We start from the raw sequence: 15,532 nt of genomic DNA on the forward strand, positions 1-15,532 counted from the left end.
CGGTGCGGCATGTGATCGGGTTTTCGTGAATGCAAGGTGTGCAGACCAGCGAGGCGCTCCCTGGAACGGCAAGGTTGTTGCCGCTTGCCGTCGATCTCGACGGCACGCTGCTGACGACTGATACGCTCCATGAAGGCCTGGTGGAGGCACTGCTGCACACCCCTGCCGCCTTCCCTGGGCTGCTGCGCAGCCTGCCGGAGGGCCGGGCCGCCTTCAAGCGCCGCGTCAGCCAGCACGCCCCCGCCAATGCCGCGGGACTGCCGCTGCGCCAGCCCTTCCTCGAATGGCTGCGCGAGCAGCATGCGCTGGGGCGGGAGCTGCACCTCGTCACCGCCGCCGACCAGGCAATTGCCGATGCCGTCGCCGCGCATGTCGGCCTGTTCCGCAGCGCGACCGGCAGCGACGGCACGCGCAACCTGCGCAGCGAGGAGAAGGCTGAGTTCCTCCGCCGCTCCTTCCCCGAGGGCTTCGCCTATGCGGGCGACAGCCGGCACGACCTGCCCGTCTTCGCCGCGGCGTCCGAGATCATCCTGGTGAATGCCAGCCCGGCGACCGCCGCCGCGGCGCGCAGCATCAACCCCGCCGTCGCCGCCGAATTCCCACCCGAGGGCTCGCGCCTCCGCACCTGGATCGGCGCGCTCCGCGTCCATCAGTGGTCGAAGAACGTCCTGGTGCTGGTGCCGCTGCTGCTCGGCCACAAGATGCAGGATGCGACGGCGATCCTGCATTGCGTGCTCGGGATGCTGCTGCTGAGCCTTGCCGCCTCCGGCACCTATCTGCTGAACGACCTGGCCGACCTCAATTCGGACCGGCAGCACCGCAAGAAGCGGCACCGCGCCATCGCCTCGGGCCGCATCCGCCCGCTGCATGCGCTGGCCGTGGCGCTCGGCCTCATCACCTTCGCGCTGCTGGCGCCGCTGCTGTTCCGGCCGATGCTTTCGGTCGCCATCATCGGCTATTGCGCGCTGTCGCTGCTCTATTCCGGCGGCCTCAAGCGCATCGCGCTGATCGACACGCTGACCATTGCCGCACTCTTCACCATGCGGCTTTCGCTCGGCATCGAGCTGGCCGATGTGCCCTATTCGCCCTGGCTGGTCGCCTTCGCCGGCTTCTTCTTCTTCTCGCTCGCGCTCGCCAAGCGGCATTGCGAGCTGATGGAGGCGAAGGATGGCGGCGGCCTCGCCCGCCGCGGCTGGGAGGTGGATGACTGGCCGCTGACGCTCGGCTTCGGCGCGGCGGCTGGGATTGGCGCGCTGCAGATCATGATCCTCTACGTCGCCGACGATGCGCTGCCCTCGCGGATGTACGCCCATCCCGCCTGGCTCTATGTCGCGCCGGGCGCCGTCGCCATCTGGCTGATGCGCATCTGGCTGCTTGCGCATCGCCGTAAGTTGCAGCATGACCCGGTGGTCTTCGCCTTGCGCGATCCGTGGTCCTGGGGCATCGGCGCGGTTGCCGCCATTGCCATCGTGCTGGCGCTGTAGGACAGGTCCACATGCCCGATACGCTGGCCGCACCCGCGGCGACGCGCACCACTGGCTGGAAGCAGACCGCGCTGCAGGGCTGGGGCCGCTCCAGCCTCAGCCCCTGCCTGGCCGCGCGGCCGGAGCGGCTGCGCGAGCTGCGCGCCGCGCTCGACGCGCCGGAAGGGCGCACGCTCATCGCCCATGGCGGCGGGCGAAGCTATGGCGATGCGGCGCTCAACACCGATGGCGCGGTGGTCGTCACCGGCCGGCTAGACCGCATCCTCGGCTTCGACCCGGCGACGGGCGAACTGGTGGCGGAGCCGGGCGTCACCTTTGCCGACCTGCTCGATGTCTTTCTGCCGCGCGGCTTCGTCGCCCCGGTCTCGCCCGGCACCTCGCATGTGACGCTCGGCGGCGCGCTGGCGAATGACGTCCACGGCAAGAACCACCACCATGTGGGCAGCTTCGGCGACCACGTGCTGTGGTTCGACCTACTGCTGCCGGACGGGCGGATGCAACGCGTCTCGCCCGAGAGCGACCCCGGGCTGTTCCAGGCGACGGTCGGCGGCATCGGCCTCACCGGCCTCATCGCCGCGATCGGGCTGCGGCTGATGCGCGTGCCCTCCAACGCGCTCGCGGTGAGCCGGCGGCGCGTCCGCGACCTCGACGAATTCCTCGCCGGCTTCGAATCCGCCGCCGGCGCCACCTGGTCGGTCGGCTGGATCGACGCTCTGGCCGGCGGCGCCTCGCTCGGCCGCGGCGTGCTGGAGACGGCGGAGCCGAGCGAATCGGGCCTCGATGCCGCGCCGCCCAGGGCGAAGCGTTTCCCCATCGACGCGCCGGGCTGGCTGCTGAACGGGCTCAGCGTCCGCGCCTTCAACGAGCTTTACTGGCGCCGCGTGCCGGCGGGCGGGCAGCAGGTGACGGTGCCCTACCGCCAGTTCCTCTACCCGCTCGACGCGATCGAGGGCTGGAACCGGATGTACGGCAAGCAGGGCTTCCGCCAGTTCCAGTGCGTCGTCCCGCCCGGCCCCGGCGTCGCCGCGCTCCGCCGGCTGCTGGAGACGGTGGCGGGGAGCGGCAATGCCTCCTTCCTCGCCGTGCTGAAGGTGATGGGGCCGGACGGGCAGGGGATGCTCTCCTTCGGCATGCCCGGCTATTCGCTGGCGCTCGACATCCCCGCCCGGCCCGGCAGCGAGGCGGTCTTCGCCCAGTTGGAGCGCATCACCCGCGATGCCGGCGGGCGCATCTACCTGGCGAAGGACAGCCTGCTCTCGGCCGAGGGCTTCGCCGCCATGTATCCGCGCGCCGGCGAGTTCCGGGCGGTGCGGGAGCAGGTGGACCCGAACCGGCGGCTCTCCTCGGACATGGCGCGGAGGCTCGGGCTGTGAGCGACACCTGGCTGATCCTCGGCGCCTCCTCGGCGGTGGCGCGGGCCTTCGCGCGGGAGGCCGCCTCGCATGGCGCGGCGCTGCTGCTGGCCGGACGCGACATGGAGGACCTGGAGCACCAGGCCGCCGACCTCGCCATCCGCCACGGCGTCTCGGCCCAGCCGATGCGCTTCGAGGCGCGCGACCTCGCCAGCCATGCCGGCTTCATCGCCGAATGCCGCCAGGAGGCGGAGAAGAACGGGGCGGGCAGGGGGCTGCTCAACGTCTTCCTCGCCTTCGGCGTCATGCCGGAGCAGGCGGAGGCGGATGCCGACCCGGCTGTCGCCGCCGGCATGGTGGAGGCCAATTTCACCGGCGCCGCCTCGGTGCTCGGCGCGCTCGGGCCGGTGCTGGAGGCGCAGCGCGGCGGCACCGTCGTCGCCCTCGGCTCGGTTGCCGGTGACCGCGGGCGCAAGCGCAATTTCCTCTATGGCGCCACCAAGGCGGCGCTGCTCGTCTACCTCCAGGGCTATGCCGCGCGGCTCTCGGGCGCCGGCGTGCGCGTGCTCTGCATCAAGGCAGGCCCGGTTGATACTGGAATGACCTGGGCGCTCCCGAAGCTGCCCTTCATGGCCTCGCCTCGCCAATTCGCGGCCGCGGCCTGGAGGCGGGCCGGGACGGGCGGCGGCAGCGCCTATCTGCCGGTTGTATGGTGGCCGGTGATGACCATCATCCGGTTGCTACCGACACCTGTCTTCAACAAGCTGAATATCTGACCGGCCTTACGGGAATCGCCGTCGCCTGCAGATCGCCTAATATACCACTGATGTACACGAAACACCGGGGACATGAATGGCGCAAGGTTTCGCGCGGTTGAATCGCAAGCCGGCAGGTTCGCCTGCCCAAGGGAAGATCGACCGATGATCCCGATCGTGCGGCGGGTTCTCCCTGCCTCGGGCTCGCCAGCCTGGGTGGCGGCGGAGACGCTTGGCTCGGCGGCCTTCTCCCTGGTCGGCCTGCTCTTCATCGCCCGGTTGATCGGACCGGAGGCGGCGGGGATCGGGGCGATCGCGGCCAGCGCCTTCCTCACCATCGACTTCCCCATCGCCGCCCTGTTCGGCGATGCGCTGATGCAGCGCCGCAACCTCGAGGAGCGGCACCGCTCCTCCGCCCTCTGGATGACGATCGGCGTGGCGCTGATCGCGGTGCTCGGCCTCTTCCTCGCCGCGCCGCTGATCGCGCATGCCATCGGCGCGCCGATCCTCACCGACATGATTCATGTGCTGGCGCTGCTGCTGCCCTTCTCCGCCGCTTCCGGCCTTCTCGCGTCGCTGGCGCTCAGGGCGCGGCACTACCGGCTGCTGGCGCAGCGGGTGCTGGTCTGCCAGCCGCTCTCGGTCGGCCTCGGCGTGCTGGCGGCCACCGCCGGCTGGGGCTCCTGGGCGATGGTGGTGCAGCAGGCAGCGGCGACGCTCAGCGTCTTCCTCCTGCTCACCCTGCTCTCCGGCTGGCGGCCGCGGCTGATCTTCGACCGGGCCGCGATCGGCGATCTCTGGCCGATCGCCGGGCCGCAGATCCTGGCGCTGCTGGTGCTGAACGGGCGCTACCGCATCTTCATCCTTGCCCTCGGCACCATGGTGGCGGAGGCGGTGGTGGCGGTGACGCATGTCGCCTTCCGCCTGCTCGACGTCTCCATGTCGGTGGTGAGCGGCGCCTCCGCCCGTCTCGCCATGCCGCGGCTCTCCGCCTTGCAGCATGACCGGGATGCCATGGCGGAATGCTATGGCGACCTGGCCCAGCTTCAGGCGCTGATCGGCCTGCCGATCGCCGTCGGCCTCGCCATCACCGCGCCGCAGCTCGTCACCTTGCTGATGGGCGGCGCCTGGACCGAGGCGGCGGAGCCAGCGCGGCTGGTGGCGCTCGCGGCGGTGCCGGCCTTCCTCATCGGCCCGGCACCGGCGCTCTGGCTGGCGCTCGGGCGGACGCGGATGAACCTCATCACCCAGCTCATCGCCTTCGCCGTGCCGCTGGCGGCCCTGCTGTTCGTGCGGCCGACGGATGCCACCGGGGCGGCGGTCTGCTGGGTCGGCGGGACGCTCGCCGTCGTGCCGCTGCAGCTGATCCTCGGCCTGCGGGCGCTGGACCGGCCGCTGCGTTGGCTCGGTGCGCAGCTGCTGATCCCGCTGGTGGCGACCGCCACCATGGCGGCGGTGGCGCTGCTGGTCGCGCAGCATGTGCAGGCCAAGCCGGCGCTGATGGCGATCTCCCTGATCGGTGGCTGCGGCGCGACCACCTATGTGGCGATGCTGGCACTGCTGCTCGGCGGCCGCTGGCCGCGGGCGCTCAGGGAGGCGTAGCGGGCCATGGCCGGGCTCCAGGCTCGGCCATTCTCAGATGAACTGGCCGCGGAGGAAGCCGAGCGCGGGGAGGGGCGTCCATTTCCGCGGCAGCTCGGCGCGGGTGATCGGCGCCACGCTGTAATGCGGCACCGGCTGGCGGCTGCGGCGGAGGAAGTCCTCATAGGCCCGCACCTGCTGCGCCCGCCAGTCGCGGTCGGCCAGCGCCGCGGCACGGCTGCGATAGACATCGGCCACGCGGTTGATGCGCCCGACCGTGGCAAAGACGGCCCAGAGACGGTCATCGTCACGGCCGACGGGGGTAAGGTCCCTCACACCCAATAGGTCGCAATCGGCGCAGCGCGGGTCAAGACCTCAGCCCAATTCCCGCCGCCCCTCCTCGAGAAGCGCCCGCGTCTCCGGCGACACCACCGGGTAGTGCAGGTCGAGCCCGTCGAGCGTCTGCGCCAGCGCCTCCGCCACCACCAGCCGGGTGAACCACTTGCGGTCGGCCGGGACGACGTACCACGGGGCGGCCGGCGTCGCCGTCGCGCGGATCGCCTTCTCATAGGCCTCCTGATAGGCGTCCCAGTGCCGCCGCTCGGCGATGTCGCCCATCTCGAATTTCCAGTTCTTCTCCGGCTCGTCGATGCGCTTGAGGAAGCGCTCGCGCTGCTCCTCCTTGCCGAGATGCAGGAAGAACTTCACCACCACCACGCCCTGTCGGCCGAGATAGCCCTCGAAGGCGGCGATATCGGCCAGTCGTTCCTCCCAGATGCGCTTGCTGCGCACGGCGGGGGGTAGCTTCTGGCGGTCCAGCACCTGGGCATGGACGCGGGCGATCAGCACCTCCTCGTACCAGGACCGGTTGTGGATGCCGATCTGCCCCCGCGCCGGCAGCGCCATCACATGCCGCCAGAGGAAATCGTGGTCGAGCTCCACCGGCCCCGGCGCCTTGAAGCTGGTGACATGGCAGCCCTGCGGATTGACCCCGGTGAAGACATGCTTGATCGCGCCGTCCTTCCCCGCCGCATCCATCGCCTGGAACAGGCAGAGCACCGCCCAGCGGTCCTGCGCATAGAGCTTGTCCTGCAAGGCTGCGAGCCGCTCCACCCCCTCTTGCAGCAGCACCGCCGCTTGGTCCTTCGTCAGGTCGAGCCCGGCGGTATCGCCGGTGTCCCAGTCCTTCAGGTGGAAGCCCTTGCCCTGCTCCACCCGATAGCGTTCGACCAGCCTGCGGCGCTGCTTGGCATCCATTTCTAATCTCCTCACGGCATGCGCAGGCGGATGCTGAGCGGGCAGTGGTCCGACAGCCGGTCCCGCCAGTCGCGCCCCTGCTCGGCATAGACCAGGACGCGCAGGCTGTTCGGCACCAGCCAGTCCCGCGCCGCGCCGCCCAGCAGGATATGGTCGATAAAGGCCCGCCCGCCACGTGGCCCCGCCCAGCAGGGGTTGGAGACGCCCTCCGTCACCCGCAGCAGGGGCGCCGCCGCGCTGAGCCGGCGCCAGAGCGGCTCGCCCGGCCGCTCGAAGGCGCGGTTGAAGTCGCCGAGCAGGGCGAAGGCCACGCCCTCCCGCCGCCGCGCCGCGATCCAGCCGGCCAGCACCTCACCCTGGCGCATCAGCTGCTCGCAGTCGGAATCCTCCCGCTCCAGCCGCCCGCTGCTGCACCCGGCCTTCAGATGCAGCGAGAGCAGCCGCAGCCGCACCCCGCCCGCCTCGACCGTGATGTCCGTGCCGCGACGGAGCGAGCGCTGGGCCTCCGGGTTGAGGTCCAGCGCCTCGAGATCGGGGTTGCGGATGACGCGCAGCCCCCGCCGGATGGCGAAGCCGGAGCGTTGCAGATCGTCCTCTTCCGGGAAGTAGAAGGCATAGGCCCTGGGGTCGAGCACCTGCGCCGCCGCCTCGGGCCCATCGACCTCCTGCAAGGCGACAATGTCGGCATCCAGCCGCTGCCCGTAGTCCGCGAGCCGCGCGGCATCGCCCCGTTCCCGCGGCGCCCGGTCCCGCGGCAGCAGCTCCGTCCGGCCGGTGAGCCAGGCGATGTTCCAGCTCGCCAGCTTCAGCTCCGCCGCCTGGGCCGTGGTGACGAGAAGCGACAGGGCGAGAATCAGGACACGCATGCCGGGGAGCTTGCCGGGCGGCGGCCGGGGTGCCTAGCCTCCTGCATGCCCCGCCCGCCTGCGGCCCTCGCCCTGTTGATCGCCGTCGCAGGAAGCCCGCAGGCTGGCGCCGCGCCCCTCCGGCGCTCAGGATGACCGCCTTGGTCGTCCTGCCGGCTGCGGCGATCTGATAGGGGAGGAAGCAAGGATGGAAGGCAACACCACGCCGCTCACGGTGCGGCTCGACGGATTGCGCGTGGCGATCACCGCCGGCGCCGGCGGCATCGGCCGCGCCATGGCCGACGGCTTCGCGGGGTGCGGCGCGAAGGTCTTCCTCTGCGACGTGGACCAGGAGGCGCTGGCCGCCTCGCCCCACCCCTCCATGCTCGCCGACATGGAGAGCGTCGAGGGCTGCGAGGGCTTCGTCGATGCCGCCGTGGCCCATCTCGGCGGCCTCGACGTGCTGGTGAACAATGCCGGCATCGCCGGCCCGACCGCCCGCGTCGAGGACGTAACGCCCGAGGCGCTCAGCCGCACGCTGAAGATCGACCTCGAAGCCATGTTCCACTGCGCCCGCCGCGCGGTGCCTGCCCTGCGCGAGGCCGGCGGCGGCTCCATCGTCAACCTCTCCTCGGCCGCCGGCCGCTTCGGCTTCCCGCTGCGCAGCCCCTATGCCGCGGCGAAATGGGGCGTCATCGGTTTCACCAAGTCCCTCGCCATCGAGCTTGGCCCCGAGCGCATAAGGGTGAACGCCATCCTCCCCGGCCTCGTCGCCGGCGACCGCATTCGCCGCGTCATCGAAGCCAAGGCCCAGGCGAACGGCCGCAGCTTCGCCGAGCAGGAGGCGGAGGCGCTGCGCCCCGTCTCGCTCCGCTGCTACGTCACGCCGCAGGACATCGCCAACATGGCGCTCTATCTCTGCTCGCCCTTCGGCGCGACGATCAGCGGCCAGTCGCTCTCGGTCGATGGCGACATGCAGGTGCTGGCATGAGCATCAGGCCGATCTCATCCTTCGACGAGCTTGCCGTCGGCCAGCGTTTCGACTTCGGCACCCTGGAGATGACGCGCGAGGAGATCCTCGATTTCGGCCGCCGCTTCGACCCGCAGCCCTTCCATGTGGACGAAGAGGCGGCGGCGGATGGGCCCTTCGGCGGCCTCATCGCCTCCGGCCTGCACACCCTCTCGGCCAGCTTCGCAACCATGATCCGCACCGGCCTGCTGGCGAAGGTCTCGATGGGCGGCGCCGGGATGGAGATCGCCTGGCCCGCGCCGGTGCGGCCCGGCGACGTGCTGGACGTCACCGGCGTGGTCGAGGAGCTGACGCCGAGCCGCAGCAAGCCCGACCGCGGCGTGGCGAAGCTGCGCTTCACCGCGCATCGCCTGGGCGATGGGGTGAAGGTGCTCGACGTGCTGGGGACGGTGTTCCTGCGGCGCTAGGATTTGGCCCGCGCGATGATCCCCGTCGTCGAGCGCCCTGGCAGCAGGTCGAGCAGCACCACTTCGCCCCCCGCCGCCTCGACCTCGGCCGCGCCGACCACCGTCTCCTTCGTGTAGTCGCCGCCCTTCATCAGCACGTCCGGCAGCAGCAGCCGGATGAGCTCGATCGGCGTGTCCTCCTCGAAGGCGATCACCGCATCGACCGAGGCGAGGCCGGCGACCACCGCCGCCCGGTCGGCCAGCGGATTCACCGGCCGCGTCGCCCCCTTGAGCCGCGCGACGCTGGCATCCGCGTTGAGCGCCACCACCAGCCGGTCGCAGCGCCGCCGCGCCGCCCGCAGCGAGGCTACATGCCCGGCATGGAGGATGTCGAAGACGCCGTTGGTGAAGCCGACGCGCAGCCCATGCGCCCGCCACTCCGCCACCAGCCGCCGCGCCGACTCGCGGTCGAGCAGCGCCCCTTCATCCGGCGCTGAGCCGCTCTCCGCCCGCAGCGCATGGGTGAGCTCGTCGACGCCCACCGTCGCCGTGCCGAGCTTCCCGACGACGATGCCGGCTGCCGCATTGGCGATGCGCATCGCCTCCTCCAGCGGCTGGCCGGAGGCATGCGACAGGGCGAGCGTCGCAATCACCGTATCCCCGGCGCCCGAGACGTCGAAGACCTCGCGCGCCAAGGCCGGCACGCTGGCCGCACCGCCCCCGGCGCGCACCAGGACCATCCCATGCCCGGCGCGGGTGCAGAGCAGGGCGGCGAGCCCCGCCTCCGCCATCGCCCATTCGGCGGCGGCCACCACCTCCGCCTCGGTGCCGACCGGCATCCGCGTCGCGCGCGCCAACTCCCGTGCATTGGGCTTCACGCAGTCGGCGCCACGATAGATGCGGAAATCCTCGCTCTTCGGATCGACCAGCACCGGGATGCCCTGCGCCCGCGCCGCCGCGATGGCCTCGGCGATCACCGGCGGCGACAGCACGCCCTTGGCATAGTCCGAGAGGATCATCGCCTGGCATGAGGGCAGGGCGGCCCGCACTGCCGCCAGCATCGCCTGGGCTTCCTCGGGCTCGGCCGCCCGCGTCGCCTCCTCATCGACGCGGACCACCTGCTGCGTGCCCGCGATGATGCGCATCTTGCAGATGGTCGGGCGTCCGGCACTCTCGACCATCCGGCCCTCGATCCCCGGATCGGCACCGAGCAGGCTGCGGAACTCCGCCCCCGCCGCATCCCGCCCGAGCAGCCCGACCAGCACCGCCCTTCCGCCGAGCGCGGTGATGTTCCGCGCCACGTTGCCGGCGCCGCCCGGCATTGCCATCAGCCGGCGCTGGCGCAGCACCGGCACCGGCGCCTCGGGCGAGATGCGCTCCACCTCCCCGTAGAGGAAGCGGTCGAGCATGGCATCGCCGAGTACGAGGATGCGGAGGGCGCTGAAGTCGAGCATGGCAGGGGCATAATCCCCTCCAGGGATGAAGAGAACCTATCAAAAAGCCCGTCAGAGTGCCCTTTCGCGGCTTTGCCGCGGAAGGCGGGGCCGAAGCCTGGAGAGGCGGGGGGAAACCGGGGTCCCCGCAAAGCCGCGAAGCGGTTTTGCGGGGAGTTCAGGAAAAGCAAACGGCGCCTGGGTTGCCCCAGGCGCCGTTGCAATCTGCCCTGACCGGATGGATCAGGCGCTGTTCTTCATGATCTCGTCCGCCACGTTGCGTGGCACCGGATCGTAGTGGTGGAACTGCATCGAGAAGGAGGCGCGGCCCTTGGTCATGCCCCGCAGGTTGGAGATGTAGCCGAACATCTCCTTCAGCGGCACATGCGCCCGGACGATGACCGAGGTGCCGGCCATGTCCTGCGACTGGATCACGCCGCGGCGGCGGTTGAGGTCGCCCACCACGTCGCCGACATGGTCCTGCGGCGTCGTCACCTCGACATCCATGATCGGCTCGAGGATGACCGGCCCGGCCTTCTTCATGCCCTCGCGGAAGCAGGCCTTGGCGGCGATCTCGAAGGCCAGGGCCGACGAGTCGACATCGTGGTACTTGCCGTCCACCAGGCTGTACTTGAAGTCGACGGTCGGGAAGCCCGCGAGCACGCCGGTATCGGCCTGCACCTTGATGCCCTTGTCGACCGCCGGGATGTACTCCTTCGGCACCGCGCCGCCGACCACGGCATTGACGAACTCGATGCCGGTGTTCCGCTCCTTCGGCTCGAAGGTGATCTTCACCTCGGCGTACTGGCCCGAGCCGCCCGACTGCTTCTTATGGGTGTAGACCTCAGTATGCGGCTTGGTGATCGTCTCGCGGTAGGCCACCTGCGGCGCGCCGATATGGGCATCGACGCCGTATTCCCGCCGCAGCCGGTCGATGATGATCTCGAGATGCAGCTCGCCCATGCCGGAGAGGATGGTCTGGCCGGTCTCCTGGTCGGTCTTGAGGCGGAGCGACGGGTCCTCGCCGGCCAGCTTCTGCAGGCCGAGCGTCATCTTCTCGACGCCTTCCTTGGTCTTCGGCTCGACCGAGATGTCGATGACCGGGATCGGGAAGGCCATGCGCTCCAGCACCACCGGGTCCGACTGGTCGGCCAGCGTGTCACCCGTGCCGGTGTCCTTCAGGCCGACGAAGGCGGCGATGTCGCCGGCGAAGACCTCCTTGATCTCCTCGCGCTTGTCGGCATGCATCTGGAACATGCGGCCGATGCGCTCCTTGTGGCCCTTGGTCGTGTTCATGACCATGTCGCCCTGCTTCAGCACGCCGGCATAGACGCGCACGAAGGTCAGGTTGCCGTACTTGTCGTTGATGATCTTGAAGGCGAGGCCGGCGAAGGGCAGCGTCTCGTCGGCCGGGATCACCCGGCGGTCGGCGGTCTCGTCCTCGCCTTCCTCGGCGGCGACCTTGATGCCGGGGATGTCGATCGGGCTCGGCAGGTAGTCGAGCACGCCGTCCAGCAGCGGCTGCACGCCCTTGTTCTTGAAGGCGGTGCCGCACATCACCGGGCGGAAGGTGCCGTCGATGGTGCCGCGCTTGATCGCGCGCTTCAGCGTCTCGACCGAGACGTCGCCCTTCTCGAAATACTCCTCCATGCCCGCGTCGTCGACGCTCAGCGCGGTGTCGAGCAGGAGCTGGCGGTACTCGGCCGCCTTGTCCTTCAGATCCTCCGGGATCTCTTCATAATGGTAGGCGGCGCCGAGCTCGTCGCCCTCCCAGATGATCGCCTTCATCTCGACCAGGTCGACGACGCCCTTGAAGGTGTCCTCGATGCCGATCGGCAGCTGCAGCGCGATCCAGGTGATGCCGAGCTTCTCCGTCAGCGTCGCCGCGGCGCGGTAGAAGTCGGCGCCGGTGCGGTCGAGCTTGTTGATGAAGATCAGCCGGGGGACGTTGTAGCGGTCCGCCAGGCGCCAATTGGTTTCGGACTGCGGCTGCACGCCGGCCACGCCCTCGATAATGAACACAGCGCCGTCGAGCACGCGCAAGCTGCGGTTCACCTCGATGTTGAAATCGATGTGGCCGGGCGTGTCGATGATGTTGATCCGATGGTCCTTCCACACGGCGGTCACGGCCGCGGAGGTGATGGTGATCCCCCGCTCGCGCTCCTGCTCCATGTAGTCGGTCGTCGTGTTGCCGTCATGGACCTCGCCGATCCGATGCGACTTGCCGGTGTAGTAGAGGATCCGCTCGGTCGTGGTCGTCTTGCCCGCGTCGATATGCGCGGTGATCCCGATGTTGCGGATTCGGTCGAGCGGGGTGCGTGCCACGATGGGCCTCCATAGGCAAAAGCGGGCCCGGCCGCGGAACATTTTCCGCACCGCCCGCCGAGGTCTCACTCAATCGGTCTGGTATCGCGGGGGAGATGCCCCCTCCAGGCCGGTTTTGCAAGCAGCTTTCGCGCATCCCAGGCCGAAAGGCGGGGCCCGGACGCGCCGGGCCCGCAGCCTCAGCCGAAGAGTTTGGCCGCGATCCCGGCCACATGCGCCCCCTGGAACCGCGCCAGTTCGAGCTCATTGGCGCTCGGCTGCCGCTCGCCCTTGCCGCCGGCGATGGTCGTCGCGCCATAAGGGCTGCCGCCGCTGACCTCGTCGAGCCGTGTCAGGCCAGAGGCCGAATAGGGCAGGCCGACCACAACCATGCCGTGATGCAGCACCATGGTGTGCATCGCCATCAGCGTCGTCTCCTGCCCGCCATGCTGGCTGGCGGTGGAGGTGAAGCCGCTCGCCACCTTGCCGATCAGCGCCCCGCGGGCCCAGAGTCCGCCCGTCTGATCCCAGAACTGCGCCATCTGCGCCGCCATCCGCCCGTATCGGGTCGGGCAGCCGAGGATGATGGCATCATACTGGTCGAGCTCCTGCGGCGAGGCCTCGGGCGCCGCTTGGTCGAGCTTGGCGCCCGCCTTCTCCAGCACCTCTCGCGGCGCCAGCTCCGGCACCCGCTTGACCGTCACTGTGGCCCCGGCGCCGCGGGCGCCCTCGGCGACGGCGCCTGCCATCGTCTCCACATGGCCATACATCGAGTAATACAGCACGAGAATGCGCGCCATCGGTCCCTCTCTGGTTGTCGCAATGACTGCGCTACGCAGAAGGCGAACGAGCGTTCCGCTACCAGATCAAGCGTTCCGTCTCCGCATCGGTGTAGAGGCGCCGGGCGAGGTCGCCATGCCCGGCCTCCGTCGCATAGTCGGCGGCCGTGCGGCCCTCGCGGTCGCGCAGCGCCGGGTCTGCGCCGAATTCCAGCAACAGGGCGATGACATCCTGCCGCCCGGCCGCCGCCGCCTGCATCAGTGCGGTCGGCGCCTCGCGCGGATCGCCCTCCGCCGCGTCCTGCCCGCCCCGCTCCAGCAGCAGCCGGAGCACGGTGAGATGGCCGAGCCGGGCCGCCAGCGCCACTGGATCATCCGCATGCCCGCCCCGTGGCGTGGCAAGCCCCGGCGCCGCATCGAGCAGCCCGCCGACCGCCACCGCATCGCCCCGGCCGACCGCCGCGAGGAACTCCTCCCGCTCCGCCATGCCCGCCTCCCTGACAGAAGCAGGCGAAACGCTCAGGACCCCCGATAGGTTGTGTAGCCGAAGGGCGAGCAGAGCAGCGGCACATGGTAATGCCCCTGGCCCGCCTTGAGCCGCACGCGCACCGGCACCACCTCGTAGAAGGCCTCGCCAGCCCCCCGCCCGGCGAAATACGCCCCGACGCCGAAGCGCAGCTCATGCAGCCCCGCCACGAACCCGGCCCCATCGGGATATAAGGCCTCGGCATTCCGCCCATCCGCCGTCGTCACCGTGCGGGCGACGAGCACTGGCGCCGGCTCCAGCCGCCAAAGCTCCACCGCGATGCCGGCCCCCGGCACCCCCTCCGCCGTGTTCAGCACATGGGTGCTGAGATACCCCACCTGCGCCATCGCCCGACCCCCTGTCGTTCCATCAAGCGGTCTAGCCCGCCACCGCCACGGCTGGAAACAGGCGCGCCAGGACCTGCGGCCCCGGCATCCGCCGATCCAGGACCGGCACGGCTTGACGCCGCCCCACCCCCTGCGCTCTGTCCTCACCAGGAATGAGGGGACAGAGCATGAGCGAACCAGTCGCGCCGAACCTGGTCACCGCGGTGAGCGAGCACCGCCAATGGGACCGCCTGATGCAGATGGCCCGCCTCGGCTCCATCACCGGCGCCGACGGCTCCCCCGGCGTCAACCGCCCCTGCCTCTCCCCCCTCGACCGCCAGGCCCGCCGGCTCCTCATCGCCTGGGGCGAATCCATCGGCCTCACTCCCACCATCGACGCGCTGAACAACCTCTTCCTCCGCATGGAGGGCCGCGAGCCTGGCCTCGCCCCCGTGCTGACCGGCAGCCACATGGACAGCCAACCGGCCGGCGGCCGCTTCGACGGCATCTGGGGCGTCCTTGCCGGGCTGGAGGCGATCCAGGCCCTGCGCGAGGCCGGCATCACCCCCCGCCGCCCGATCGAACTCGTCGCCTGGACCAATGAGGAGGGCGGCCGCTTCGCCCCCGGCTGCATGGGCAGCATGGCCTATGCCGGCCACAGCCCGCCCGATACATGGGACGCGGTGGAGGACGGCGAAGGCACCCGCTTCGGCGACGCCCTCCGCGAGCAAATGGCGCTGGAGGCCGACCTCCCCCGCCGCCCCCTCGGCATCGTCGAGGGCCAAGCCCCCCACGCCTATGTCGAGGCGCATATCGAGCAGGGCCCGCGCCTGGAGGCGGAGGGCCAGGACATCGGCATCGTCACCGGCATCCAGGGCAGCCGCTGGTTCCTGGTCGAGCTGCGCGGCGAGAGCGCCCATGCCGGCACCGCGCCCCTCTCCATGCGGCGCGACGCGGTGCAGGACATGCTGCGCGCCATCACGGCACTGAACGCCCTGATGGACGACCCGACCGACATCCTCCGCTTCACCGTGGCGCGCATCGAGGTCCACCCCAACAGCTCCAACAGCGTAGCGGAGCGGGTGCGCTTCACCATCGACTTCCGCCACCCCTCGGCCGCGGTGCTGACGGAGCGGGGCGAGGCCATCGAGCCCACCATCCGCGCCGCCGTCCAGCATTGCGCGGTGACGGTGACGGAGCGCTTCCACGCCCTTCCGGTGGAGTTCGCGCCGGAGGTGACGGAGGCGGTGGCGCGCGCCGCCGCGGCCCAGAGGCTGCGCGCGCTGCGCATGCCCTCGGGCGCCTTCCACGACGCGCAGTTCATGGTGCCGCTCTGCCCGAGCGGCATGATCTTCGTCCCGAGCCGCCGCGGCATCAGCCACAACCCGGCGGAATATTCCTCGCCAGCGCAGCTGGCGGCGGGGGCGCGGGTGCTCGCGCAGGTCCTCGCCGAGTTGGCGGAGGGGTAGCGCGG

The 15,532-nt window shown here is 70.5% G+C and carries 15 protein-coding genes; 7 read left to right on the plus strand and 8 right to left on the minus strand.

The genetic code is table 11. The features are described from left to right. The first annotated feature begins 74 nt into the window (after positions 1-74). From EP26_RS08535 to EP26_RS08550, 4 genes are all read left to right on the plus strand, one after another. Positions 75-1,484: a UbiA family prenyltransferase gene (locus EP26_RS08535; protein WP_052388960.1), complete on the plus strand. Its 1,410-nt coding sequence runs from the start codon at positions 75-77 to the stop codon at positions 1,482-1,484. 11 nt (positions 1,485-1,495) lie between these two features. Next, entirely contained in the window at positions 1,496-2,857 is a 1,362-nt protein-coding gene (locus tag EP26_RS08540) for an FAD-binding oxidoreductase (protein WP_052388961.1), read from the plus strand. Beyond that, a complete protein-coding gene (locus tag EP26_RS08545) occupies positions 2,854-3,612 on the plus strand; it encodes an SDR family NAD(P)-dependent oxidoreductase (protein WP_043337804.1) in 759 nt (252 codons plus the stop codon). The genes EP26_RS08540 and EP26_RS08545 overlap by 4 nt, the downstream gene beginning before the upstream one ends. Positions 3,613-3,756: 144 nt before the next feature. Next, positions 3,757-5,193: an oligosaccharide flippase family protein gene (locus EP26_RS08550; protein WP_043337805.1), complete on the plus strand. Its 1,437-nt coding sequence runs from the start codon at positions 3,757-3,759 to the stop codon at positions 5,191-5,193. 33 nt (positions 5,194-5,226) lie between these two features. Here the strand turns inward: EP26_RS08550 and EP26_RS08555 are convergent, their stop codons facing one another. The 3 genes from EP26_RS08555 to EP26_RS08565 are packed head-to-tail and all read right to left on the minus strand — an operon-like array spanning position 5,227 to position 7,295. Then, on the minus strand, positions 5,227-5,508 hold the full coding sequence (locus EP26_RS08555; RefSeq protein WP_043337935.1) for a hypothetical protein: 282 nt from the start codon (positions 5,506-5,508) through the stop codon (positions 5,227-5,229). Between the two features lie 39 nt (positions 5,509-5,547). Further along, positions 5,548-6,429 (minus strand): polyphosphate kinase 2 family protein, encoded by an 882-nt coding sequence (locus tag EP26_RS08560; protein ID WP_043337806.1) that lies wholly within the window; start codon positions 6,427-6,429, stop codon positions 5,548-5,550. Between the two features lie 11 nt (positions 6,430-6,440). Beyond that, a complete protein-coding gene (locus EP26_RS08565) occupies positions 6,441-7,295 on the minus strand; it encodes an endonuclease/exonuclease/phosphatase family protein (RefSeq protein ID WP_052388963.1) in 855 nt (284 codons plus the stop codon). 187 nt (positions 7,296-7,482) lie between these two features. On the opposite strand from EP26_RS08565, the gene EP26_RS08570 reads away from it, so the two are divergent. Together EP26_RS08570 and EP26_RS08575 are read left to right on the plus strand one after the other, a co-directional pair. Next, a complete protein-coding gene (locus tag EP26_RS08570) occupies positions 7,483-8,265 on the plus strand; it encodes an SDR family oxidoreductase (RefSeq protein WP_043337807.1) in 783 nt (260 codons plus the stop codon). After that, positions 8,262-8,711: a MaoC family dehydratase gene (locus EP26_RS08575; protein ID WP_043337809.1), complete on the plus strand. Its 450-nt coding sequence runs from the start codon at positions 8,262-8,264 to the stop codon at positions 8,709-8,711. The genes EP26_RS08570 and EP26_RS08575 overlap by 4 nt, the downstream gene beginning before the upstream one ends. Here the strand turns inward: EP26_RS08575 and rfaE1 are convergent. From rfaE1 to uraH, 5 genes are all read right to left on the minus strand, one after another. After that, positions 8,708-10,144 (minus strand): D-glycero-beta-D-manno-heptose-7-phosphate kinase, encoded by a 1,437-nt coding sequence (gene rfaE1, locus EP26_RS08580; RefSeq protein WP_043337810.1) that lies wholly within the window; start codon positions 10,142-10,144, stop codon positions 8,708-8,710. The two genes, EP26_RS08575 and rfaE1, sit on opposite strands and share 4 nt — an antisense overlap. A 222-nt stretch (positions 10,145-10,366) precedes the next feature. Continuing rightward, the gene (fusA, locus tag EP26_RS08585) at positions 10,367-12,490 is read right to left on the minus strand and encodes an elongation factor G (RefSeq protein WP_408735093.1); all 2,124 of its coding nucleotides are present in this window, start codon (positions 12,488-12,490) and stop codon (positions 10,367-10,369) included. A gap of 137 nt (positions 12,491-12,627) precedes the next feature. Next, positions 12,628-13,227: an NAD(P)H:quinone oxidoreductase gene (gene wrbA, locus EP26_RS08590; protein ID WP_043337813.1), complete on the minus strand. Its 600-nt coding sequence runs from the start codon at positions 13,225-13,227 to the stop codon at positions 12,628-12,630. A 58-nt stretch (positions 13,228-13,285) separates the two neighbouring features. Further along, a complete protein-coding gene (locus tag EP26_RS08595) occupies positions 13,286-13,693 on the minus strand; it encodes an ankyrin repeat domain-containing protein (protein WP_052388964.1) in 408 nt (135 codons plus the stop codon). A gap of 32 nt (positions 13,694-13,725) precedes the next feature. Next, on the minus strand, positions 13,726-14,079 hold the full coding sequence (gene uraH / locus EP26_RS08600) for a hydroxyisourate hydrolase (RefSeq protein WP_043337815.1): 354 nt from the start codon (positions 14,077-14,079) through the stop codon (positions 13,726-13,728). Positions 14,080-14,246: 167 nt separating this feature from the next. Here uraH and EP26_RS08605 point away from each other — a divergent pair, with 167 nt between their 5' ends. Further along, positions 14,247-15,527, plus strand: coding sequence for a M20 family metallo-hydrolase (locus EP26_RS08605; RefSeq protein WP_043337816.1), 1,281 nt, complete (start codon positions 14,247-14,249; stop codon positions 15,525-15,527). Positions 15,528-15,532 lie beyond the last annotated feature (5 nt).

It is taken from the genome of Belnapia moabensis DSM 16746 (assembly GCF_000745835.1).
GTDB classification, from domain to species: Bacteria; Pseudomonadota; Alphaproteobacteria; order Acetobacterales; family Acetobacteraceae; genus Belnapia; species Belnapia moabensis.